General features: G+C 63.7%; 23 protein-coding genes. 10 read left to right on the forward strand and 13 right to left on the reverse strand.

Annotated elements, in window-relative coordinates; translation table 11 throughout:
• Nucleotides 1–23: 23 nt before the first annotated feature.
• Nucleotides 24–1,088, reverse strand: coding sequence for an acyltransferase family protein (locus JJB99_RS29255; protein WP_200495703.1), 1,065 nt, complete (start codon nucleotides 1,086–1,088; stop codon nucleotides 24–26).
• Between the two features lie 61 nt (nucleotides 1,089–1,149).
• Nucleotides 1,150–1,641, reverse strand: coding sequence for an NUDIX domain-containing protein (locus JJB99_RS29260; RefSeq protein ID WP_200495704.1), 492 nt, complete (start codon nucleotides 1,639–1,641; stop codon nucleotides 1,150–1,152).
• A 152-nt stretch (nucleotides 1,642–1,793) separates the two neighbouring features.
• Here JJB99_RS29260 and JJB99_RS29265 point away from each other — a divergent pair, with 152 nt between their 5' ends.
• Nucleotides 1,794–2,675, forward strand: coding sequence for a metallophosphoesterase family protein (locus JJB99_RS29265; protein ID WP_200500345.1), 882 nt, complete (start codon nucleotides 1,794–1,796; stop codon nucleotides 2,673–2,675).
• A gap of 122 nt (nucleotides 2,676–2,797) precedes the next feature.
• On the opposite strand, the gene JJB99_RS29270 is transcribed toward JJB99_RS29265, so the two are convergent.
• From JJB99_RS29270 to JJB99_RS29280, 3 genes are all read right to left on the reverse strand, one after another.
• Nucleotides 2,798–3,355 carry a hypothetical protein gene (locus JJB99_RS29270; protein ID WP_200495705.1) on the reverse strand — a complete coding sequence of 186 codons (558 nt, stop codon included), beginning with the start codon at nucleotides 3,353–3,355 and terminating at the stop codon, nucleotides 2,798–2,800.
• 194 nt (nucleotides 3,356–3,549) lie between these two features.
• Complete coding sequence (locus JJB99_RS29275) at nucleotides 3,550–3,756, reverse strand: DUF4170 domain-containing protein (RefSeq protein ID WP_200495706.1); 207 nt, start codon at nucleotides 3,754–3,756, stop codon at nucleotides 3,550–3,552.
• A 30-nt stretch (nucleotides 3,757–3,786) separates the two neighbouring features.
• Nucleotides 3,787–5,418, reverse strand: a complete 1,632-nt coding sequence (locus JJB99_RS29280; protein WP_200495707.1) for an isocitrate lyase — start codon at nucleotides 5,416–5,418, stop codon at nucleotides 3,787–3,789.
• 227 nt (nucleotides 5,419–5,645) lie between these two features.
• Here JJB99_RS29280 and JJB99_RS29285 point away from each other — a divergent pair, with 227 nt between their 5' ends.
• The gene (locus JJB99_RS29285; protein WP_200500346.1) at nucleotides 5,646–7,091 is read left to right on the forward strand and encodes a helix-turn-helix domain-containing protein; all 1,446 of its coding nucleotides are present in this window, start codon (nucleotides 5,646–5,648) and stop codon (nucleotides 7,089–7,091) included.
• A 152-nt stretch (nucleotides 7,092–7,243) separates the two neighbouring features.
• Here the strand turns inward: JJB99_RS29285 and JJB99_RS29290 are convergent, their stop codons facing one another.
• On the reverse strand, nucleotides 7,244–7,537 hold the full coding sequence (locus JJB99_RS29290; protein WP_200495708.1) for an antibiotic biosynthesis monooxygenase: 294 nt from the start codon (nucleotides 7,535–7,537) through the stop codon (nucleotides 7,244–7,246).
• Nucleotides 7,538–7,763: 226 nt separating this feature from the next.
• On the opposite strand from JJB99_RS29290, the gene JJB99_RS29295 reads away from it, so the two are divergent.
• The 3 genes from JJB99_RS29295 to JJB99_RS29305 all read left to right on the forward strand — a co-directional run bounded on the left by JJB99_RS29295 (nucleotide 7,764) and on the right by JJB99_RS29305 (nucleotide 9,537).
• Nucleotides 7,764–8,567 (forward strand): hypothetical protein, encoded by an 804-nt coding sequence (locus JJB99_RS29295; protein ID WP_200495709.1) that lies wholly within the window; start codon nucleotides 7,764–7,766, stop codon nucleotides 8,565–8,567.
• Between the two features lie 210 nt (nucleotides 8,568–8,777).
• Entirely contained in the window at nucleotides 8,778–9,014 is a 237-nt protein-coding gene (locus JJB99_RS29300; RefSeq protein WP_200495710.1) for a hypothetical protein, read from the forward strand.
• 175 nt (nucleotides 9,015–9,189) lie between these two features.
• The gene (locus tag JJB99_RS29305) at nucleotides 9,190–9,537 is read left to right on the forward strand and encodes a hypothetical protein (protein WP_200495711.1); all 348 of its coding nucleotides are present in this window, start codon (nucleotides 9,190–9,192) and stop codon (nucleotides 9,535–9,537) included.
• A gap of 57 nt (nucleotides 9,538–9,594) precedes the next feature.
• Here JJB99_RS29305 and JJB99_RS29310 read toward each other — a convergent pair whose 3' ends face one another.
• Together JJB99_RS29310 and htpX are read right to left on the reverse strand one after the other, a co-directional pair.
• Complete coding sequence (locus tag JJB99_RS29310; protein ID WP_200495712.1) at nucleotides 9,595–10,236, reverse strand: tetratricopeptide repeat protein; 642 nt, start codon at nucleotides 10,234–10,236, stop codon at nucleotides 9,595–9,597.
• A 134-nt stretch (nucleotides 10,237–10,370) separates the two neighbouring features.
• Complete coding sequence (gene htpX, locus JJB99_RS29315) at nucleotides 10,371–11,339, reverse strand: zinc metalloprotease HtpX (protein ID WP_200495713.1); 969 nt, start codon at nucleotides 11,337–11,339, stop codon at nucleotides 10,371–10,373.
• Between the two features lie 154 nt (nucleotides 11,340–11,493).
• Between htpX and JJB99_RS29320 the strand changes: the two genes are divergently transcribed.
• The 5 genes from JJB99_RS29320 (at nucleotide 11,494) to JJB99_RS29340 (ending at nucleotide 15,359) form a co-directional block, all read left to right on the forward strand.
• Nucleotides 11,494–11,724, forward strand: a complete 231-nt coding sequence (locus JJB99_RS29320) for a hypothetical protein (protein ID WP_200495714.1) — start codon at nucleotides 11,494–11,496, stop codon at nucleotides 11,722–11,724.
• Between the two features lie 2 nt (nucleotides 11,725–11,726).
• A complete protein-coding gene (locus tag JJB99_RS29325) occupies nucleotides 11,727–11,957 on the forward strand; it encodes a hypothetical protein (RefSeq protein ID WP_246775022.1) in 231 nt (76 codons plus the stop codon).
• 29 nt (nucleotides 11,958–11,986) lie between these two features.
• On the forward strand, nucleotides 11,987–13,297 hold the full coding sequence (locus JJB99_RS29330; protein WP_200495715.1) for a lytic murein transglycosylase: 1,311 nt from the start codon (nucleotides 11,987–11,989) through the stop codon (nucleotides 13,295–13,297).
• Nucleotides 13,298–13,560: 263 nt separating this feature from the next.
• Nucleotides 13,561–14,064 carry a DUF1993 domain-containing protein gene (locus JJB99_RS29335; RefSeq protein WP_200495716.1) on the forward strand — a complete coding sequence of 168 codons (504 nt, stop codon included), beginning with the start codon at nucleotides 13,561–13,563 and terminating at the stop codon, nucleotides 14,062–14,064.
• 194 nt (nucleotides 14,065–14,258) lie between these two features.
• Nucleotides 14,259–15,359, forward strand: coding sequence for an alkene reductase (locus tag JJB99_RS29340; RefSeq protein ID WP_200495717.1), 1,101 nt, complete (start codon nucleotides 14,259–14,261; stop codon nucleotides 15,357–15,359).
• Between the two features lie 228 nt (nucleotides 15,360–15,587).
• On the opposite strand, the gene JJB99_RS29345 is transcribed toward JJB99_RS29340, so the two are convergent.
• The 5 genes from JJB99_RS29345 to JJB99_RS29365 form a co-directional block, all read right to left on the reverse strand.
• Nucleotides 15,588–17,330 carry an ABC transporter substrate-binding protein gene (locus tag JJB99_RS29345; protein WP_200500348.1) on the reverse strand — a complete coding sequence of 581 codons (1,743 nt, stop codon included), beginning with the start codon at nucleotides 17,328–17,330 and terminating at the stop codon, nucleotides 15,588–15,590.
• A gap of 131 nt (nucleotides 17,331–17,461) precedes the next feature.
• Nucleotides 17,462–17,791, reverse strand: coding sequence for a DUF2160 domain-containing protein (locus JJB99_RS29350; protein ID WP_200495718.1), 330 nt, complete (start codon nucleotides 17,789–17,791; stop codon nucleotides 17,462–17,464).
• Nucleotides 17,792–17,800: 9 nt separating this feature from the next.
• A complete protein-coding gene (locus tag JJB99_RS29355; RefSeq protein ID WP_200495719.1) occupies nucleotides 17,801–18,607 on the reverse strand; it encodes a carbohydrate ABC transporter permease in 807 nt (268 codons plus the stop codon).
• Nucleotides 18,607–19,581 carry a carbohydrate ABC transporter permease gene (locus tag JJB99_RS29360; RefSeq protein WP_200495720.1) on the reverse strand — a complete coding sequence of 325 codons (975 nt, stop codon included), beginning with the start codon at nucleotides 19,579–19,581 and terminating at the stop codon, nucleotides 18,607–18,609. Before JJB99_RS29360 ends, JJB99_RS29355 begins: the two co-directional genes overlap by 1 nt.
• On the reverse strand, nucleotides 19,581–20,666 hold the full coding sequence (locus tag JJB99_RS29365; RefSeq protein ID WP_200495721.1) for an ABC transporter ATP-binding protein: 1,086 nt from the start codon (nucleotides 20,664–20,666) through the stop codon (nucleotides 19,581–19,583). The genes JJB99_RS29360 and JJB99_RS29365 overlap by 1 nt, the downstream gene beginning before the upstream one ends.
• Nucleotides 20,667–20,671: the final 5 nt, after the last annotated feature.

Raw genomic sequence — 20,671 nt, forward strand, 5'->3', positions numbered from 1 at the left:
CGCGAGCATGGGAGGCAGGACCGTTACTGCGCAAAGGCGCGGTTGCGCAAGCTAGTCAGGCCTGCGAGCCGGCGACCGAGGTTGATCCCGGGAACTTCGGCCAGCTTGTAGCAGGCCAGCGCAGGCCCGGCCGCTGCGAGGGTAGTCAGCACCGATAGGGTCATCGCAATTGCCCAGGGGTTCAGGTGCTCGAACCATCGAGCGCCCAGAGCTATCGCCGGCGCGACCGTGAGCATGTGCAGCAAATAGAAGCTGTAGGATATGCGGCCGTAAAAGCGCACCAGACGCCAATCGAGCAGTTTCATCGCGGGTTGATACGGCCATTGCGAAATCGCCAATACGAGCAAAGCTCCACCGATGCAATCCATCAAGATCATCAAACCGGCGTCTTGCTTGAGCATGCCCGCCACAAGGAAAAGTGCAGTACCGAGGACGGGAATCCAAATCGACGTCCGCAGGGAAACAAAGCGCGCGATCTTCGGTCCTTCGAAATGAACGAGAATGCCTGCAAGAAAAGCATAAAGCGGCGCTAAATTCGCACCAATGAGATCCCGATACTGGCCAACGAACGACAGGCCGAACAGAACGGCGGCAACCGCGAGGAGAGGCGTCCTGCCGTATTTCCGGTATGCTCGGACGGAGATGAAGATCAGCGGCGTCGCGGCAATCTCAACCGTCAATGACCACATCACGCCATTTATGTCGCTCTTGACGAGAAGCATGTTGAGCAAGACGTTGAGAGGTGCGAACGAACCCTCAAAGCCGACATAGAACCCAAAACGTTCGTGAAGAAACGTGAGCAGGCCGATGACAACGATGGACGCCGGCAAAAGACGAAAGGCCCTGTGCCTGGCAAACGAAACGAAGGAGATGGGATCCGCCTTGTCCAGGCTTCTGGCGAGAACAAATCCGCTGATGACGAAAAAAACGACGACGCAGCCAAGGCCGTTGGCGAAGGCGAAATAGACCCGCGAAAACCCGGACGCCGGGTATTGCAAGTACATGGCGCCGCAATGGTAGGCGGCGACCAGAACGGCAGCCAATCCGCGAAGCGATTCAAGTCTCGGGATGAAGTCGTTTTGCCCCATGCGACATTCCTCCTAACACAAAAATAGCCCGCAAAAGAAGCACGTTCCTTCCGCCTCGTCCTCACCGCCACGTCGGCATCAGCGGCTTGCCATCCAGCACTTCCGCGAGCCGCAGCCGTGTGCCTGATGTGGTGCCCTCGGGCAGCGCCGAGATCGCGAAGAAGCCGCATTCGGCGATCTCGCGATTGGGCGCGGGCAGACGTTCCTGCCTGAACTGCCTGACGACATAAACCGCGACATGGTCGCGGCGGGAGACGTGGCTGTTGAGAAAGATGCCGTGCAGCACGGCCTCTCCAGTGAGATCGATATCTCCCTCCTCCTTGAGCTCGCGCCGCATCGCCTGCTCCATGGTCTCGCCATAATCGACGCCGCCGCCGGGCAGATACCAGCCGCTGACATAGCTGTGCCTGACCAGGAACACCCTGTTGTCGGCATCCAGCACCACGGCGCGAACCCCGAGCGTCATGCCGCGAACGAACAGGAAATAGGTGTGGAAGATTCGCCGCAGCAGCGGCTCGAATTTCCGTCGGACAACGTTCAGACGTTCTCCCATCAGGCTTCCTTGACGCTCCTCTTCAGGTTTCGATTGCTCAGGCTTGGCTTGCTCAGGCTTGGCTTGCTCAGGCTTGGCTTGCGCGCTGCCCGCGACCTTGCCATTACAGCAGACGAATAGCGAGGCAATCGCGCGCCATGACTCAGAACATGCTGGCCCCCTTCACGCTCGCCCATCTGTCCGATCCGCATCTCGCGCCGCTGCCGAAGCCGCACCTGGCCGAGCTCGCGGGCAAGCGCGTGCTCGGCTACGTCAACTGGACGCGCAACCGCCATAAGTACCAGCGCCGCGATGTGCTCGACGCACTCGTCGCCGACATCAAGGCGCAGGCGCCCGATCACATCGCGGTCACAGGCGATCTCGTCAACCTCGCGCTGGAAGCCGAGTTCGCGCCGGCGCGCGCCTGGCTCGACGATGTCGGGCCGCCCGACCGCGTCACCACGATTCCGGGCAATCACGACGCCTATGTCCGCGCCACCTTTCATCGCTTCGGCGAGACCTTTGCGCCCTATCTTGCCGGCGACGACGGCCGCATCGGCTTTCCGAGCGTACGCCGGCGCGGGCCGCTCGCGCTGATCAGCCTGTCCACGGCGGTGCCGACCCTGCCATTGATGGCGACAGGCACGCTCGGCCGCGAGCAACTCGCCGCGCTCGCAGAGGTGCTCGAACGGCTCGCGGCCCAAGATCTCTTCCGCGTGCTGCTGGTGCATCATCCGCTGAAGTCCGTCGCACGGCACAAGCGGATGACCGACTCGGCCGCGCTGCTGGCGCTGCTCAAGCGCCACGGCGTCGAGCTGATCCTGCACGGGCACGACCACATCCATTCGACGATGTGGTTCGAGGGCCCAAACGGCAACATCCCCGCGCTCGGCGTGCCCTCGGCCTCCGCGCTCGCGCATGGGCATTATCCGGCGGCGGCGTATAATCTCTTCACGATCGACAAGGACAATGCCGGCTGGCGCTGCGAGCAGACAGTGCGGGGGCTTGGGGCCGGGTTTCAGATCCAGCAGATCAAGCATGTGAGGTTGATCTGAGGTCACTGTCATTCCGGGGCGCGCGAAGCGCGAGCCCGGAATCCATCGGGCCACAAAACGCGACGATGAATGGATTCCGGGTTCATGCTTCGCATGCCCCGGAATGACGACGGAGAGAGCGTTCACCAGCTCCGCAGGACCGCGACCAGGGCGACGCCGAACAGCGCGGCGGCGCCGAGGATGAAGCCGAGCAAGAACGGCCAGATGCGCGAACGCCGCCGCGGCTTTTCGGCGACTTCGGCCTTCGGCTCGGGCGGGACCACCATCGCGCGCTCGCGCTCGATCATGCGGCGCGCGACATAGTCGGTGGCGGCATCCACGATCACCGAGGTGTCGTGGGATTCGGCAAGCACAATGCGGCCGAAGCGGGTGTCCTGGACGAAGCGGTACTGCCGCTTGTCACGCCCCATCATGACGTGGGCGACGACGTCGATCCAGAGCCTGGGCGTGTCGCCCTGGCTGATGCCGCGGTCAAACAGGTCGATTTGGTCGGGCACCTGGGCGAACAGCGGATCGAGCGCGTCGTTCAGAATCTCGAGCCGCGCCACCTCGGCATCCCTGAGATCGACGACCACGCCGGTCCGGTCGGCGGCCTCGATCCGCGCGCGCAACAGCGCATCGCGCAGCCGCACCGGGCGCGGCTGGCTGGGATAGGTCCCGCTGGTCTCGGGCTCTGACATTGGCGGCCTCGTCCTCGACTTTCCGCCATTAACCTATCAGCAACCAAACCGTCCGCAAAGGGTCCACAATTCCAGATACTTACGCCGCCCACAGCTGCCCGACCTGTGCCAAAAACAGACGATCCCACCCAGGCAGAGCCTGGATGGGACCATCCGTCCTTGGACGTCTTCTTAATTCAGGTCGACAAAGGCCGTCAGGCCGAGACGCGCGAGGGCTCTTCCACGATCGAGAAGCGGACCCCCGCCTTGTGGCGGCTTTCTTCCGACACTTCCTTCCAGCAGTCCTCGGCTTCCTTGCGGGTCTTGAACGGGCCTTTGACCTGGGCCGAGCCTTCCACGAGCTTGTGGAAGTTCATCGAACCGAACTCGCCGCCGATCACCCAGAAATTGCTGTTGGTCATTGTCAGTCTCCTGTCGAAGTGCCTGTTGGGTTAGCCGAACTGGTTCATGGTGTTGTGGGCGCCGCCCGCCTTCAGGGCGGCTTCGCCCGCGAAGTATTCCTTGTGGTCGTCGCCGATGTCGGAGCCGGCCATGTTCTGGTGCTTCACGCAGGCGATGCCCTGGCGGATCTCGGCGCGCTGCACATTCTTGACGTAGCCGAGCATGCCCTGCTCGCCGAAATACTCGCGGGCGAGATTGTCGGTCGACAGCGCAGCCGTGTGATAGGTCGGCAGCGTGATCAGGTGGTGGAAGATGCCGGCACGCTTGGCCGAATCCGCCTGGAAGGTGCGGATGCGCTCGTCGGCTTCCTTCGCCAGCGGCGTGTCGTCGTACTCCGCCTTCATCAGCTCGGCACGGTTGTACTGGCTGACGTCCTGGCCCGCTTCCTTCATCGCGTCGTAGACCTGCCAACGGAAGTTGAGGGTCCAGTTGAACGACGGCGAGTTGTTGTAGGCGAGCTTGGCGTTCGGCACCACCTTGCGGATGCGGTCGACCATGCTGGCGATCTGCTCGATATGCGGCTTCTCGGTCTCGATCCAGAGCAGATCGGCGCCGTTCTGCAGCGAGGTGATGCAATCGAGCACGCAGCGGTCGGCGCCCGTGCCGGGGCGGAACTGGTACAGGTTGGAGGGCAGCCGCTTCGGACGCATCATCTTGCCGTTGCGATTGATGATGACGTCGCCGTTGCGGGCGTTCTCCGGCGTCACTTCCTCGCAATCGAGGAAGCCGTTGTAGAGGTCGCCGATGTCACCCGGCTTGTGGCTGACGGCAATCTGCTGCGTCAGGCCGGCGCCGAGCGAGTCGGTGCGGGTCACGACAATGCCGTCTTCGACGCCGAGCTCGAGGAAGGCGTGGCGGCAGGCGCGGATCTTGGCGAGGAAGACCTCGTGCGGAACCGTGACCTTGCCGTCCTGGTGACCGCACTGCTTCTCGTCCGAGACCTGGTTCTCGATCTGGAGCGCGCAGGCGCCCGCCTCGATCATCTTCTTGGCGAGCAGATAGGTCGCTTCCGCATTGCCGAAGCCGGCATCGATGTCGGCGATGACGGGCACGACGTGAGTCTGGAAGTTGTCGATCTTCTCGATCAGCTCCTTCTCCCTGATCTTGTCGCCTTCCTTGCGCGCCTTGTCGAGCAGACGGAAGATGTCGTTGAGCTCGCGCGAATCGGCCTGGCGCAGGAAGGTGTAGAGCTCTTCGATCAGCGCCGGCACCGAGGTCTTCTCGTGCATCGACTGGTCGGGCAGCGGGCCGAATTCGGAGCGCAGCGCCGCGATCATCCAGCCCGAGAGGTAGAGATAGGTCCGATCGGTCTTGCCGAAATGCTTCTTGACCGAGATCAGCTTCTGCTGGGCGATGAAGCCGTGCCAGCAGCCGAGCGATTGGGTGTACTTGGTCGGGTCGTTGTCATAGGCCGCCATGTCGGCGCGCATCAAGGCCGCGGTGTAGCGGGCGATGTCGAGGCCGGTCCTGAAGCGGTTCTGCAGGCGCATGCGCGCGACGGCCTCGGCCGTCACCCCGTTCCAGGTCGGCTTGGTCTCGAGGAGCGCCTGGGCTGCCTCGATCTCGCTTTGATACGAGGCCGGGCGCTCGAGGGTGCTGATGCCGCGGGGCTGATAATTCATATGCCTGATCCTTCTCGATGATGACGACTTTTCGTCACCGACATTTTTGACAGTGCATTGCGAAATGCGTCTCATGAGCTAAACGCGAGAAAGGGAAGTTCGTATAGAGGCCTTGCATTTGAATGGTGATGTCATGTAACATCAGTACATGTAATAGATGTTATTTTGTAATTTATTGTAAAAGATCAACGAACAAGGCTGACTTTGATGCCTCTGGAGATCTGAAAATGCCCTCCGAAACCGGGAAAAAGCTGTTCGTTGGCCCGCGCTTCCGGCGGATCCGGCAGCAATTGGGGCTGTCGCAAACCCAGATCGCCGAGGGGCTCGGGATCTCGCCGAGCTACGTCAACCTGATCGAACGCAACCAGCGCCCGGTAACCGCCCAGATCCTGCTGCGGCTCGCTGAAACCTACGACCTCGATCTGCGCGACCTTGCCACCGCCGATGAGGACCGCTTTTTTGCCGAGCTGAACGAGATCTTCTCCGATCCGCTGTTCCGCCAGATCGACGTTCCCAAGCAGGAATTGCGCGATCTCGCCGAACTCTGCCCCGGCGTCACCCACGCGCTGCAGCGGCTCTATGCCGCCTATACCGAGGCGCGCCAGGGCGAGACCCTGGCGGCAGCGCAGATGGCCGACCGCGACGTCGGCACGCGCTTTGAGGCCAATCCGGTCGAGCGCGTGCGCGAGCTGATCGAGGCCAACCGCAACTATTTTCCGGAACTGGAGCAGGCGGCGGAGACTCTGCTCGACGAGCTGAACGTGCCGGCTGAAGGCCTCTATGCGGCGCTGGCGGCGCGATTGCGCGAAAAGCATTCGATCCAGACCCGCATCATGCCCGTGGACGTGATGCGCGAGACGCTGCGGCGGTTCGACCGTCATCGCCGCCAGCTCTTGATCTCGGAGCTGGTCGATCCGCCCGGCCGCGCGTTCCAGCTGGCCTTCCAGCTGGGCTTAGGGGAATGCGGGCAGCATCTGGAGACCATCATCGGCCGCGCCGGCCCGCTCGACGATGCGCCGCGCCGGCTGTTCCGCATCACGCTCGGCAATTACTTTGCGGCCGCCGTGATGATGCCCTATCCGGCCTTCCTCGCTGCGGCCGAAGCGCTCAATTACGATATCCACGTGCTGGCGCAGCGCTTCAATTCCGGCTTCGAGCAGGTCTGCCACCGCCTTACCACCCTGCAGCGGCCGAACGCGCGCGGCATTCCATTCTTCCTGCTCCGCGTCGACAATGCCGGCAACGTCTCCAAGCGCTTCTCTTCCGGCACCTTCCCGTTCTCGAAATTCGGCGGCACCTGTCCGTTGTGGAACGTGCATTCGACCTTCGACACGCCGGATCGCCTGCTCAAGCAGGTGATCGAGCTTCCCGACGGCACGCGCTATTTCTCGATCGCGCAAATGGTGCGCCGGCCCGTGGCGCCGCATCCGCTGCCGCAGCCGCGCTTCGCTATCGGTCTCGGCTGCGAGATCCGCCACGCCGCGCGCCTGACTTACGCCGCGGGTATCGACCTCGAGAAGACCGAGGGCACGCCGATCGGCGTCAACTGCCGGCTCTGCGAGCGCGAAAACTGCGCCCAGCGCGCCGAGCCGCCGATCACGCGCACGCTGATCCTGGACGAGACGACGCGCCGGGTGAGCTCGTTCGCGTTCTCGAATGCGAGGGAGTTGTGAGGGCGGCACACACCACTGTCATGCCCCGCGAGGGCGGGGCATCCAGTACGCCGCGGGCCTTTCGACTGACTCACAACCGCCTCGGCGTACTGGATCGCCCGGTCAAGCCGGGCGATGACAGTTGACTGTGAGGCGCGATTGATCCGTCCAACTCACGCCAGCGTATGCACGATCACCGGTCCCGCCGCGGCACTGGCGTGCCCTGCCAGCAATGACCCCAGATCCTTCTCGATCCAGGCGATCGCGCGCTTGTTTGCCTCCTCGGCCTGCTCGAACTTGTCGAAGATCGAGATCGCGGTCACCGTATCGTCGCCAGCATAGACAACGTAATAGGCGCGAAAGCCCTCGATGTCGCTGATGATCGGCACGGCGCCGTCCTTGATGCGGCGCGCCAGCTCTTCGGCGCTCCCGCTTTTCGCCTTGGCCTGACGGATGGCGGCATACATGGCATCCTCCTTCCGGCTATTTGGATCGGGCTTGCTGCCCTCCCCGCATGTTACGCCGAAGCGCGCTGCCGATCCACGCTTGGTTAACCCGGGCCTAATCCGCATCCGCGATCTGCAACCAGCGGTTAAGCACGCCTCAACATCGGTGCCTTAGTGTTGCCCCACTCACGTTTCGCAAACAACGGTGGCCTATCCTGCCGGGCGAAGTGACATCAGGGGGTTCATCATGCGCATTGCGTTGCTGCTCACCGCAACCATTGTCGGCGCGCTCTTCGCCAATCCGTCCCATGCCGGCTCGCTCGATGCCGCGGGCGCAGCACAACCGCTGCCGCCGGGCTTCCAGAGCTATCGCGGCTACATGTTCGACCTCACGGAGAATTCCGAGCGCAAGGACGTCGACAAGCTCACCGAGAATGTGAAGCAGCAGATCGACGTCGTCGAAGCATCCGGCCTGTCGCCGCGCGTGCTGCGCTTCTTCCGCACCGTCCCGATCGTCGCAAGCGAGCTCGCCTGCCTCGACGAAGGCGCCGCGACCGCCTGCTACGGCCGCGTCACGCCGGACATCCAGCGCAGCGCGCCGCGGACGCTGACGGTGTGGGACCATGACAAGCAGCGCTGGACCAATCCCAATGCCGTCGACCTCGCGGTCGATTCGGGCCTCGGCGTCATCATGCTGCGCCCGGACATGATGCGCTACGAGAAGGAGGCCGTGCTGCTGCACGAGCTGCTGCACGCCTATCATGCCCGGCTGCTGCCGGACGGCTACGCTAACAAGGGCGTGATCCTCTATTATGCGCTGGCCAGGACCAAGGACCTGCTGCCCAAGGACTCCTATGCGATGAAGAATCCCGTGGAGTTCTTCGCCGTGACCGGCAGCATCTTCCTGGCCGGCAAGAGCGAATTCCACGATCCGAAGTCGCGCGAGGCGCTCAAGGAGAAAATGCCGGACTATTACAAATATCTGGTCGGCGTGTTCGGCTTCGATCCCGACCCGGCAGCCGCGAGCGGACCGGTCGCTTCGCTGAAGTGAGACGGGGCCAGCGTTTCCGAGCAAGCATCCCAAGGGCCGCGCCAACAACGCGGCCCTGTTCGTTTGATGTTGGCGGATAGCCATAGCGACAGTCTGCAAGGCCTGCCTCAGGCCATGTGACGCACGGCACAGTCGTTCGCTGAAGGATGGGGCATCGTCAATCTACAGCGGGCTGCACTGGGCAGCCCCGATCTCGAAAAGATGCAGACTATGAAAACGCTTCCTCTTTCGGCCATCGCCGCGCTCGTTGCCGTCACGTTGCTGGCCGGCTCCGCCCAGATCTCCCCCGCGGCCGCCGGCGGCCTGGACTGGCTCGGCAACGACAATTACGTGCGCTGCCTGAAATATGTCAGCGGGCTCGCCCATGGTGATGCCGCTGCCTACGACCGTGGCCGCAGGGCCTGCAATCGGCAATACTATCCCGGACGTCCCGGCTACGATTACTGAGCGGACCGACTTCGATCAGGACCAACCTGGATCAAGGCCGCGCGAGGAGCGCGGCCTTCTCGTTTTGTAAACCGGAAGCTGCGGATGACGCCCGGGGAGGAATTGCCAAGGTGAGGCCCGATCTGCATAGTCCCGCCCGCATCGATACCTTTTTTTTTCGAGAGGATAGAACAACATGGCGGACGCCGACCTGGATGTCGTGATCCGGCAACTGGCCAGACAGCTGCAGACGGGCCTGATGACCCGCGCCAAGGCGCGGCGGGATCGCTTCAACGGCCTTGCGGCCAAGGCCAAGGGCAAGGAGACCGGCGAGCGCTTCAAGATGATGGCCAAGGCCACCATGGAGCAGGCCACCAGCGCCGCGAGGCGCCTGCAGATGTCCGCTGACAACGTCGCCGACAGCTATGCCAGGTCGATGCGCCTCGCCGCCAGCACGCCGGTTGCGGTGAAGACGGAGAAGGGCAAGGAGAAGCCGGCGAAGAAGGCCAAGGCGAAAAAGGCGAAAGCCAAGAAGGCGAAGTAGACGGGACTCGTGCCTTCACCTCTCCCCGTAAGAACGGGAGAGGGAAAGGGACTCCTGTTACCGCCGCGGCGCGGCGAGGCGGGTCGGCTCGGCGCGCGCGAGCTCCGCGAGCTTGGCGCGCGCGGCCTCGCCGGTGCGGGCGTCCTTGCCGGCCGGCAGCGCCAGCGCGGCCTCAAAATCGGCGCGGGCGTCGTCGGTCTGGCCGCGGGCGAGGAAGGCAAGGCCGCGGTCGAGGTGGACCTGCGGGTCCGACGGCTCGAGGCGGATCGCCGTGTTGTAACTCAGGATGGCGCGATCGAAATCGCCGGTGGCGGCCAGCGCCAGCGCACGCTGGTGGTAAGGCGCGGCCAGCTTCGGATCATGCGCGATCGCCTCGTCATAATCCTCGATGGCGAGCGCGAGGTCGCCGTTCTGATGGCGCGCCAGCGCCCGGTCGCGATAGAGCGAGGCGCGGTTGGGGTTGAGGTGAATGGCCTCGTCGAAATCGGCGATGGCCCGGCGGAAGTCGCCATGGCGCAGGGCGATCCGCCCGCGCCCCTCATAGGCGAACGCGATCAGCGAGCCGCGCAGCGGCGAGAAGCCGATCACAGCCGAGCAGATGTCGGGATCGTCGGCGTCACCGCAATTGACGACCATGTGCGTGGACAGCCCGATGAGCACGCAAAGGACGATCAGCAATGGTACGGCAGTTCTGGTCATCTTCGACGGTGGCCGGCGGCGGGCCGGCCACGCATCCCCTTTCGAAGGAAGTCTGTGCCCGCGGTGTTAACACCGGCGGCGAGGATTCCGTGTGCGCCAGGTCACAAAGCCCGGCGCAATTCCGGGCAGCTCAGTCAGCCCCAGGGACCACGTGAAGGACCACGTGAAGGACCACGCGAAGGCCGGTGCGACGACGAACGGCCCCACGGGCCCTGCGGCGGATAGTTCTCGTTGGCACCGACCGACGGCGCCGCCTGCGCGCCGAGTTCGGCCGCGAGTTGCTGAAGCGCCGCGATGCGGTTCTGCGTCGAGGGATGGGTGGCGAAGAGATTGTCGACGCCATGGCCTGACAGCGGATTGATGATGAACATGTGCGCGGTCGCCGGATTGCGCTCGGCCTCGAAGTTCGGCACCTGATGTGCGGCGCCCTCGATCTTCACCAGCGCCGAGGCCAGCCACATCGGTTGGCCCACGATGCGCGCGCCGAGATCGTCCGCGGCGTATTCGCGGGTGCGGCTGATCGCCATCTGCACCAGCATGGCGCCGAGCGGCGCCAGGATCATCATCAGGATCGAGCCGACGATGCCCGGGCCGTTGTTGTCGCGGTTGCCGCCGAAGAACATGCCGAACTGCGCCAGCATCGAGATCGCGCCGGCGATGGTCGCAGTGATGGTCATCAGCAGCGTGTCGTGATGTCTGATATGGGCGAGCTCGTGCGCGATCACGCCGGCAAGCTCCTCGCGGCTGAGCTGATGCATCAAGCCGGTGGTGACGGCGACGGCCGCGTTCTCGGGATTGCGGCCGGTCGCGAATGCATTGGGCTGCGGCTCGTCCATCAGGAACACGCGCGGCATCGGCAGCGACGCGCGGCGCGCAAGCTCGGCGACGAGGCCGACCAGCTCGGGCGCGCTGCTGCGGTCGACCTCATGGGCGCCGTACATCGACAGCACCATGCGATCGGAGTTCCAGTAGGTGAACAGATTGGTCGCAGCGGCAATGACGAGCGCGATCATGGCGCCGGAGGCGCCGCCGATCAGATAGCCCACGCCCATAAACAGGGCGGTGAGGCCTGCAAGCAGCATTGCGGTCCGAAGATAGTTCATGGCCGTCTCCTGGGCCCGCCGGGGCAGGCTGGAAGCGCCAGCAGGCAGGCCAAGATGAGGTAGGAATGACCCCGGTCCGGGCGCAAGGTTTCAAGGTGCGTCGCGGAGCCGCGGCACTTGACCCAGCCCGGAACACCCGGGCACGATCGGGGCCATGCAATTCGAGATTCTCGGCGAGATCACCGAGGTCGAAACCTTCGCCAGCGGCTCGGGTATCCGCGAGATCGCCCGGCTGCGACGAATCTATGGGCGGGGACGTTGGCGGAAACGCAAAGGCATCGCGCAGGTGCGATTATCCAATGGCTCTACCCACCTCGCTGAGATACATTGGTATGAGGCTGCCGGCATCGGCCGCAAGGAATTCAAGATCAAGAACCTGCTCTGACCATGATGACGAAGTCGCGAAGCAAGCAACTGGTGATCTGTGTGAATAACGAGGGCTACGCGGTGTCCCTCGAGAAGCGCAAGCTCTATGAGGTACTGCGCGACCCCGTCGCCGAGAAGAATGGATTGCTGCGCGTCGTCGACGAGTCGGGCGAAGACTACCTGTATCCCAAGACCCTATTCCGCTCCATCGCGTTGCCGCTCGCGGTCAAGCGCGCCGTATTGGCGGCTTAACGCTCATCCGTCCAGCACCAGAGACATCTATGCCGATGAACTGCCTTGGTTCTCGCCTAGCGGTCGCAATGATTGCGATCGCCTTCGTCCTTCCCGCCTCCGCCCAATTTGCGCCGCCACCCACAAGGCCCGCCGCCCCAATGGGGACCGCACCCTCGCCGCGCGCGGCCTCGTGCCATAACGGGGCGAGCTTCGATCGCTTCCTCGCCGGGGTGAAGAGCCAGGCGGTCGCCGCCGGCGTGTCGCAGCGGACCATCGCGGAGGCCTCGCCCTACCTTGTGTACGACCAGGGCATCGTCAACCGCGACCGCGGCCAGCGCGTGTTCGGCCAGCTCTTCACCGAATTCGCCGGACGCATGGCCGCGCCCTATCGCATGCAGAACGGCCAGCAGCACATCAAGCAATACGCCGCGGCATTCGCGCGTGCCGAGAAGGAATATGGCGTGCCGCCGGCGGTGATCGCCGCGTTCTGGGGGCTGGAGAGCGACTTCGGCGCCAACATGGGCAATTTGCCGACGCTGAAATCGCTGGTGTCGCTGGCCTATGACTGCCGCCGCTCGGAGATGTTCGTGAACGAGACCATCGCTGCGCTGAAGATCATCGACCGCGGCGACCTCACGCCCGACGAGATGATCGGCTCCTGGGCCGGCGAGCTCGGGCAGACGCAGTTCTTGCCCGTGCACTACGTCAACTACGCCGTCGACTATGACGGCGACGGCCGGCGCGATCTCTTGCGGTCGGGGCCCGACGTGATCGGCTCGACTGCGAACTACATCGCCAACGGCCTGAAATGGCGGCGCGGCGAGCCGTGGCTGGAAGAGATCAAAGTGCCGCAGAACCTGCCCTGGGAGCAGACCGACCTCACGGTGCAGCAGCCGCGCTCGAAATGGGCGCAGCTTGGGGTCACCTATCCCGACGGCCGTCCGCTGCCGAACGACAATCTCGCAGCCTCGGTGCTGCTGCCGATGGGACGCTTTGGTCCTGCCTTCATGGCGTATCCGAATTTCGCCGCCTATACCGAGTGGAATAACTCGCTGATCTATTCGACCACCGCGGGCTATCTCGCCACCCGCATCGCCGGCGCGCCTCCGATGCGCAGGCCGGCGGGGCCGATCGCGCAACTGCCGTTCAACGAGCTCAAGCAATTGCAGCAGCTTCTGGTCCAGGCCGGTTTCAACGTCGGCAAGGTCGATGGCGTGCTGGGCCAGCAGAGCCGCGCCGCGGTGAAAGCGATGCAGATCAAATACGGCCTGCCGGCGGATTCCTGGCCGACGGCCGAGCTGCTCGCCCGCATGCGCGGCAGCACGGCGCAGGCACAGCCTGCTGGTGTGGTCCGCTAGAAGGCCTCCGCTGTCATGCTCCGCGAAAGCGGGGCATCCAGTACTCCGCGGCTATCGAGTTAATCATAGCCGTCTCGGCGTACTGGATCGCCCGGTCAAGGCCGGGCGATGACATCGGGTGTGGCGGCGACGGCACCGCCAGCCAGCGTCATAGAATTTTGGCACCGCACAAGCCACTTCCGCGATTGTATTATTCCATGAGCCTCCCATGTGAGTGGCTCAGGTTTCCCCCTGATATCTCCCACCATGAGAGCGAGCATCACATGTCCTTCTACGACGCCGTCGTCCCCGCTTATTTGCAAATGCTGAACAGCCTGACCGGCCTGCTCACCAAGGCCGAGGCGCATTGCGCGGCCAAAAAGATCGATCCGAGCGTGCTGCTCGGCTCCCGCCTCTTTCCGGACATGCTGCCGCTGTCGAAGCAGATCCAGCTGGTCAGCGATTTCGCCACCAAGGGCTGCGCGCGGCTGACGCACAGCGAGGTGCGGTCCAATCCCGATACCGAAAAGACCTTCGAAGAATTGAGGCAGCGGCTGGCGAAAACCATCGACTATGTGAAGTCGTTCAAGCCCGAGCAGTTCGAGGGCGCCGAGAGCAAGGACGTCACCTTCCCGACCGGGCCCGACAAGACCACGACCCTGAAGGGCCAGCAGTTCCTGAGCGCATTCTCGCTGCCAAACTTCTATTTCCACTGCGCGACCGCCCACGGCATCCTGCGTCACAACGGTGTCGAGATCGGCAAGCGCGATTTCATGGGCTTGAACTGATGGGCCTGACCTGATTTGCGCGAGCACACGGCCGCGGCAGCGGGATTCTGCTGTCGCGGCCGGAATTGCACATGACTTATGCTACGCGGTCGCTGCTGCGCAGCTCGCCTGCACTTTCCGTATGGCTGCGCTCTTGCGCCTGATGTCGCGATGCACAAGTGTTCGAGACCTCTCATCGCCTCGGAAGCATTCCCATGAGCCGTTCGACCAAATTGTTTGAAACCTACAAGCTCGGCCCGATCACTCTTGCGAACCGTTTGGTGATGGCACCGCTGACGCGCAACCGCGCTGTCCCCGGCACGTTCGTACCCGGCGCGCTCGCCGCCGACTATTACGGCCAGCGCGCCTCCGCAGGCCTGCTGATCACCGAAGCGAGCCAGGTCTCGCGGCAGGGCCAAGGCTACCAGGACACCCCCGGCATCTACTCCAGGGAGCAGGTCGCCGGCTGGCGCAAGGTCACCGACAAAGTGCACGAGCGCGGCGGCAAGATCTTCATCCAGCTCTGGCATGTCGGCCGCATCTCGCATGTCGATCTCCAGGCGAATGGCGCAGCGCCCGTCGCGCCGAGCGCAATCCGCGCCAAGGGCAAGACCTTCGTGAACGGCACCTTCGCCGACGTCTCCGAGCCGCGCGCGCTCGAGCTTTCCGAAATCCCTGGGATCATCGACGATTTCAAGCGGGCCACGAAGAACGCGCTGGAAGCGGGCTTCGATGGCGTCGAGATCCACGGCGCCAACGGCTATCTGCTCGACCAGTTCGCGCGGGACGGCGCCAACAAGCGCCTGGATGCCTATGGCGGCTCGATCGAGAACCGCGCGCGGCTGATGCTGGAAGTCTCCAAAGCGGTCGCCGCCGAAGCCGGCGCTGAGCGCACCGGCATCCGCATCTCACCAGTGACCCCCTCCAACGACGCTTCCGATTCCGATCCGCAAGCCCTGTTCGATCACATCGTCGACGGCCTCAGCGCGCTCAAGCTGGTCTATCTCCACGTCGTCGAGGGCGCCACAGGCGGCCCGCGCGACATCGCCCCGTTCGACTATGCGTCCTTGCGCAAGCGCTTCTCCGGCGCCTACGTCGCCAACAATGGCTACGATTTCGACCTCGCCACCAAGGTGCTGGATGCGGGCGCCGCCGACCTGATCGCGTTCGGCAAGCCGTTCATCTCCAACCCCGACCTCGTCGAGCGGCTGAAGCAGGGCGCAGGCCTGAATGACTGGGACAAGACCACGTTTTACGGCGGCGGCGCGAAGGGATATACGGATTACCCGACGCTGGCGGCCGAGCCGGCGGAGTAAGGGCCGACCACACGACAGCTGTCATGCCCCGCGAAGGCGGGACATCCAGCATTCCAGAGGCCGTTGTGGTCAAGCCGAGAGGCTGCGGCGTACGGGATCGCCCGCCTTCGCGGGCGATGACACCCAGTGTGTGGGGCGCGCTGCTGCTGCAAGCTCGTCATCACGATGGCAAAACAAAAAGGCCGGGATTGCTCCCGGCCTTTCGCATTGCATGACGCTACGCGCCGCTTACTTCGCTTCCGCGCGCTTGGGCGGGGTCGCCGGCCACGACTTGATCAGCGTGTCGTAGTCGACCGTCTCGCCCTTCGGCTTTTCGTTGGCGAGCTTGCGCTGCGGGGCGATCGTGCCGTCCTTCTGGGCCTTGGCGAACCAGAACTCGGCAGACTCCTTCTTGTGCAGCTTCGGACCGCAGGCGCCCTGCACGCCCGACTTCTCCAGACGCTCCATCACGGAGTCCTGGGCGGCCGCAAGGGCATCCATCGCCTGCTGCGGCGTCTTCGTACCGGACGACGCATCGCCGATGTTCTGCCACCACAACTGCGCGAGCTTCGGATAGTCGGGCACGTTGTTGCCGGTCGGGGTCCACTGCACGCGCGCGGGCGAGCGGTAGAACTCGATCAGGCCGCCGAGCTTCGGCGCACGCTCGGTGAACGACTTGTCCCAGATGTCGGATTCACGGATGAAGGTGAGACCGACATGGCTCTTCTTGAGCGACACCGTCTTGGAGACGATGAACTGGAGATAGAGCCAGGCCGCCTTGCGGCGGTCAGGCGGCGTCGACTTCAGGAGCGTCGCGGAGCCGGCGTCCTGGTAGCCGAGCTTCATGCCTTCCTTCCAGTACGCGCCATGCGGCGAGGGAGCCATACGCCATTTCGGCGTACCGTCCGCGTTCATCACGGCGATGCCCGGCTTCACCATGTCGGCGGTGAAGGCGGTGTACCAGAACATCTGCTGGGCGATGTTGCCCTGCGCCGGCACCGGACCCGACTCGGAGAAGGTCATGCCCTGGGCCTGCGGCGGAGCATACTTCTTCATCCACTCCAGGTACTTGGTGATCGAGTAGACCGCGGCGGGACCGTTGGTGTCGCCGCCACGCTCGATGGAGGAGCCGACCGGACGGCAGCCTTCCATGCGGATGCCCCATTCGTCGACCGGCAGGCCGTTCGGAATGCCCTTGTCGCCGTTGCCGGCCATCGACAGCCAGGCGTCGGTGAAACGCCAGCCGAGCGAGGGGTCCTTCTTGCCATAGTCCATATGGCCGTAGACCTTGACGCCATTGATCTCCTTGATGTCGTTGGTGAAGAACTCGGCGATGTCCTCATAGGCCGACCAGTTCACGGGAACGCCGAGCTCGTAGCCATACTTGGCCTTGAACTTGGCCTTGTAGTCGGGGTTGGTGAACCAGTCGTAGCGGAACCAGTAGAGGTTGGCGAACTGCTGGTCGGGCAGCTGATAGAGCTTGCCGTCGGGCGCGGTGCCGAACGACTTGCCGATGAAGTCGTTGACGTCGAGCATGGGGTCGGTGACGTCCTTGCCCTCGCCGTTCATGTAGTCCGACAGCGCGATGGTCTGGCCGTAGCGGAAGTGGGTGCCGATCAGGTCGGAATCGTTGATCCAGCCATCGTACACGTTCTTGCCGGACTGCATCTGGGTCTGCAGCTTCTCGACGACGTCACCTTCCTGGATGATGTCGTGCTTGAGCTTGATGCCGGTGAGCTCGGAGAACGCTTTCGCCAGCGTCTGCGATTCGTATTCGTGGGTCGTGATGGTCTCGGAGACGACGTTGATCTCCATACCCTTGAACGGTTCGGCGGCCTTGGCGAACCATTCCAGCTCCTTCTTCTGGTCGTCCTTCGACAGGGTCGAGGGCTGGAATTCCGCAATCCACTTCTGGATCGTGGCATCGTCGGCGGCGCGGACCGGCGCCGAGACGGCGAACGACACCGCGATGATGGCGGCGGCGCTCGACATGGTCAGAAAGCTCTTCTTGGTCAATGGACGTTCCCTTCTCCTAAACTGTCGCATGTTGTTCCTCCGTTGCAGCGACAAACTTTTATACAGACCCGGATTGCCCCCCGGATCTGGCCGTTCCTTCGCGAGCGTCAGACCGTGCGAAAAATGAGCACGGCCGTGGCCAGCGAAATTCCACTTGCGAGCCACAGGCTCGAAATCTCAAAACCCTCCTCGCCGATCGGCAGCGTCGCAATCGCGTCGGTGCCGACGAGACCGATCCACAGCAAGTGGATGACGGCCGCCGAGATCAGCGAGATGAACAGGCGGTCGCCGCGCGTGGTCGGAATACTGAGCACGCCGACACGCTCGGCTTCGGGGTAGACCGCGGCAAGGTAAGTCATGACCGCAAGCGTGCAGGCGAGCGCGGCGAAGAAGATCGCGGTCGGCAGCGTCCAGGCCATCCATGCAATAGATTCCATTGATGCCTCCTAGACGCGGCCGAGCGCAAAACCGCTCGCGATGTAATTGCGGACGAACCAGATCACGAGCGCGCCGGGAATGATGGTGAGCACGCCGGCCGCCGCCAGCAGCCCCCAGTCCATGCCGGCCGCCGACACCGTACGCGTCATGATCGCGGCGATCGGCTTTGCCTGCACCGAGGTCAGCGTGCGTGCGAGCAGCAGTTCGACCCAGGAGAACATGAAGCAGAAGAAGGCGGCGACGCCGATGCCGCTGGCGATCAGCGGCACCAGGATCTTGACGAAGAAGCGCGGGAAGGAATAGCCGTCGAGGAAGGCGGTCTCGTCGATCTCGCGCGGCACGCCGGAGACGAAGCCTTCGAGGATCCACACCGCCAGCGGGACGTTGAAGATGCAGTGCGCGAGCGCAACGGCCCAGGGCGTATCGAACAGGCCGATCGCCGAATAGAGGTTGAAGAACGGCAGCGCATAGACCGCCGCCGGCGCCATGCGGTTCGACAGCAGCCAGAAGAACAGGTGCTTGTCGCCGAGGAAACGGTAGCGCGAGAACGCGTAGGCTGCCGGCAGCGCCACCGAGATCGAGATGATGGTGTTGAGGACGACGTATTCCAGCGAGTTGATGTAGCCGGAATACCAGCTCTCGTCGGTGAAGATGCGCCTGTAGTGCTGCAGCGTCGGCGTGTGCGGCCACAGCGTCATCGTCGAGACGATTTCGCTATTGGTCTTGAAGCTCATGTTGACGAGCCAGTAGATCGGCAACAGCAGGAAGATCAGGAACAGCGCCATGATGAGCCGGCGGCCGGGGATCGAATGCATCAGGCCACTCCTTCCTTTGGCTTGAGCGCGGGCACGGGCTTGAGCGCGGCCGAAGGCTTCGGCTCCACTGCCGGCTCACTCTCCGCCTGGACCTTTCGTTCGGCGCCGGCATTGGTCATCACGGTGTAGAAGATCCAGCACACGATCAGGATGATCAAATTGTAGACCAGCGACAGCGCAGCGGCCTTGCCGAGGTCGAACTGGCCGAGCGCAATCTTGACCAGCTCGATCGAGACAAAGGTGGTGGAGTTGCCGGGCCCACCGCCGGTGACGACGAACGGCTCGGTATAGATCATGAAGCTGTCCATGAAGCGCAGCAGCACCGCGATCAAGAGCACGCGGTTCATCTTCGGCAGCTGGATCGCCTTGAACACGGCCCAGCGGGAGGCGCCGTCGATCTGGGCGGCCTGATAATAGGCTTCGGGAATCGACTTCAGGCCGGCATAGCACAAGAGCGCGACGAGGCTGGTCCAGTGCCAGACGTCCATCACGATGACTGTGACCCAGGCATCGATATCGTTGGAGACGTAATTGTAGTCGAGGCCGATGGCGTTGAGGACATAGCCGAGCAGGCCGATGTCGGGCCGGCCGAAGATCTGCCAGATGGTGCCGACCACGTTCCACGGAATCAGCAGCGGCAGCGCGAGGATGACGAGGCAGGCCGCGACCGTCCAGCCCTGGCGCGGCATCGACAGCGCGACGACGATGCCGAGCGGCACCTCGATGGCGAGGATCACCAGCGAGAAGAACAGATTGCGGCCGAGCGAGGCGAGGAAGCGGCCGCCGAGATCGGTCGAGGGATCGAGCAGCTCCTTGAACCAGCCGACGCCGTTCCAGAAGAACTGGTTGTTGCCGAACGTATCCTGCATCGAATAGTTCACCACCGTCATCAGCGGCAGCACCGCTGAGAAGGCGACGACCAGGAACACCGGCAGCACCAGAAACCAGGCTTTTTGGTTGATGGTCTTGTCCATCAGGCGGCTCCCTCCACCAGAAGGCTGTCGGCATAGACGTGGACATGCGCCGGATCGAATTTCAGTCCGGCGTTGCCGTTCGGGCTCGTGAAGCCGCCCGGCGCCCGCACCGCGATCTTGGTCTCGCCGAGGCGGACGCGCGCGAAGCGGATGCGGCCGAGATCGTCGATGCGCTCGATCTTTGACGTGAGCAGGCTCGGCGTGGGCGCAACGGCCTCCACGAATTCGGGACGCACGCCGATCTCGATTTTGGCGCCTGCGGGAAGGTTGTCGTAACTGCGGTTGAGCGCGATGACATGGCCGTCGACTTTGGCCTCACGTCCCCTCACCTCCGCCGGCAGGATATTCATGCCGGGCGAGCCGATGAAATAGCCGACGAAGGTGTGCGCCGGTTTGTCGAACAGCTCGGCCGGCGTGCCGCTCTGCACCACGCGGCCGTCGTGCATGACGACAACGGTGTCGGCGAAGGTCAGCGCCTCGGTTTGGTCGTGGGTGACGTAGATCATCGTGAGGTCGAGCTCGCGATGCAGCGCCTTCAGCTTGGAGCGGAGCTGCCATTTCAGCTCGGGGTCGATCACGGTCAGCGGCTCGTCGAACAGCACGGCCGCGACGTCGGAGCGGACCAGGCCGCGGCCGAGCGAGATTTTTTGCTTGGCATCCGCCGTGAGGCGCGTCGCCTTGCGATTCAGATAGGGTTCGAGATCGAGCAGGCGGCCGATCTCGGCGACGCGCTTGTCGATTTCGGCCTTCGGCACGCCGCGGTTCTTGAGCGGAAACGCCAGGTTCTGCCCCACCGTCATGGTGTCGTAGATGACAGGAAACTGGAACACCTGGGCGATGTTGCGCTTCTGGGTCGACAGCGGCGTGATGTCCTCGCCGTCGAACAGGATCTTGCCGCGCGAAGGCGTGATGATGCCGGAGATGACGTTGAGCAGTGTGGTCTTGCCGCAGCCGCTTGGGCCAAGCAGCGCATAGGCGCCGCCCTGCCGCCAGGTCATGGTGACGGGCTTGAGCGCAAAGCTTTCCTGCGGCGCATCGTTGCCGCCGTAGGAATGGGCGAGATCGACGAGGTCAATGCGGGCCATGGCGC

The organism is Bradyrhizobium diazoefficiens (assembly GCF_016616235.1).
Taxonomy (GTDB): Bacteria; Pseudomonadota; Alphaproteobacteria; order Rhizobiales; family Xanthobacteraceae; genus Bradyrhizobium; species Bradyrhizobium diazoefficiens_H.

What these genes read in the sequence shown, in the direction of transcription:
- JJB99_RS29255 (WP_200495703.1), bottom strand. Translation starts at nt 1,088, where the DNA reads ATGGGGCAAAACGACTTCATCCCGAGACTTGAATCGCTTCGCGGATTG.
- JJB99_RS29260 (WP_200495704.1), bottom strand. Translation starts at nt 1,641, where the DNA reads ATGGGAGAACGTCTGAACGTTGTCCGACGGAAATTCGAGCCGCTGCTG.
- JJB99_RS29270 (WP_200495705.1), bottom strand. Translation starts at nt 3,355, where the DNA reads ATGTCAGAGCCCGAGACCAGCGGGACCTATCCCAGCCAGCCGCGCCCG.
- JJB99_RS29275 (WP_200495706.1), bottom strand. Translation starts at nt 3,756, where the DNA reads ATGACCAACAGCAATTTCTGGGTGATCGGCGGCGAGTTCGGTTCGATG.
- JJB99_RS29280 (WP_200495707.1), bottom strand. Translation starts at nt 5,418, where the DNA reads ATGAATTATCAGCCCCGCGGCATCAGCACCCTCGAGCGCCCGGCCTCG.
- JJB99_RS29285 (WP_200500346.1), top strand. Translation starts at nt 5,646, where the DNA reads ATGCCCTCCGAAACCGGGAAAAAGCTGTTCGTTGGCCCGCGCTTCCGG.
- JJB99_RS29290 (WP_200495708.1), bottom strand. Translation starts at nt 7,537, where the DNA reads ATGTATGCCGCCATCCGTCAGGCCAAGGCGAAAAGCGGGAGCGCCGAA.
- JJB99_RS29295 (WP_200495709.1), top strand. Translation starts at nt 7,764, where the DNA reads ATGCGCATTGCGTTGCTGCTCACCGCAACCATTGTCGGCGCGCTCTTC.
- JJB99_RS29300 (WP_200495710.1), top strand. Translation starts at nt 8,778, where the DNA reads ATGAAAACGCTTCCTCTTTCGGCCATCGCCGCGCTCGTTGCCGTCACG.
- JJB99_RS29305 (WP_200495711.1), top strand. Translation starts at nt 9,190, where the DNA reads ATGGCGGACGCCGACCTGGATGTCGTGATCCGGCAACTGGCCAGACAG.
- JJB99_RS29310 (WP_200495712.1), bottom strand. Translation starts at nt 10,236, where the DNA reads ATGACCAGAACTGCCGTACCATTGCTGATCGTCCTTTGCGTGCTCATC.
- htpX (WP_200495713.1), bottom strand. Translation starts at nt 11,339, where the DNA reads ATGAACTATCTTCGGACCGCAATGCTGCTTGCAGGCCTCACCGCCCTG.
- JJB99_RS29320 (WP_200495714.1), top strand. Translation starts at nt 11,494, where the DNA reads ATGCAATTCGAGATTCTCGGCGAGATCACCGAGGTCGAAACCTTCGCC.
- JJB99_RS29325 (WP_246775022.1), top strand. Translation starts at nt 11,727, where the DNA reads ATGATGACGAAGTCGCGAAGCAAGCAACTGGTGATCTGTGTGAATAAC.
- JJB99_RS29330 (WP_200495715.1), top strand. Translation starts at nt 11,987, where the DNA reads ATGCCGATGAACTGCCTTGGTTCTCGCCTAGCGGTCGCAATGATTGCG.
- JJB99_RS29335 (WP_200495716.1), top strand. Translation starts at nt 13,561, where the DNA reads ATGTCCTTCTACGACGCCGTCGTCCCCGCTTATTTGCAAATGCTGAAC.
- JJB99_RS29340 (WP_200495717.1), top strand. Translation starts at nt 14,259, where the DNA reads ATGAGCCGTTCGACCAAATTGTTTGAAACCTACAAGCTCGGCCCGATC.
- JJB99_RS29345 (WP_200500348.1), bottom strand. Translation starts at nt 17,330, where the DNA reads ATGTCGAGCGCCGCCGCCATCATCGCGGTGTCGTTCGCCGTCTCGGCG.
- JJB99_RS29350 (WP_200495718.1), bottom strand. Translation starts at nt 17,791, where the DNA reads ATGGAATCTATTGCATGGATGGCCTGGACGCTGCCGACCGCGATCTTC.
- JJB99_RS29355 (WP_200495719.1), bottom strand. Translation starts at nt 18,607, where the DNA reads ATGCATTCGATCCCCGGCCGCCGGCTCATCATGGCGCTGTTCCTGATC.
- JJB99_RS29360 (WP_200495720.1), bottom strand. Translation starts at nt 19,581, where the DNA reads ATGGACAAGACCATCAACCAAAAAGCCTGGTTTCTGGTGCTGCCGGTG.
- JJB99_RS29365 (WP_200495721.1), bottom strand. Translation starts at nt 20,666, where the DNA reads ATGGCCCGCATTGACCTCGTCGATCTCGCCCATTCCTACGGCGGCAAC.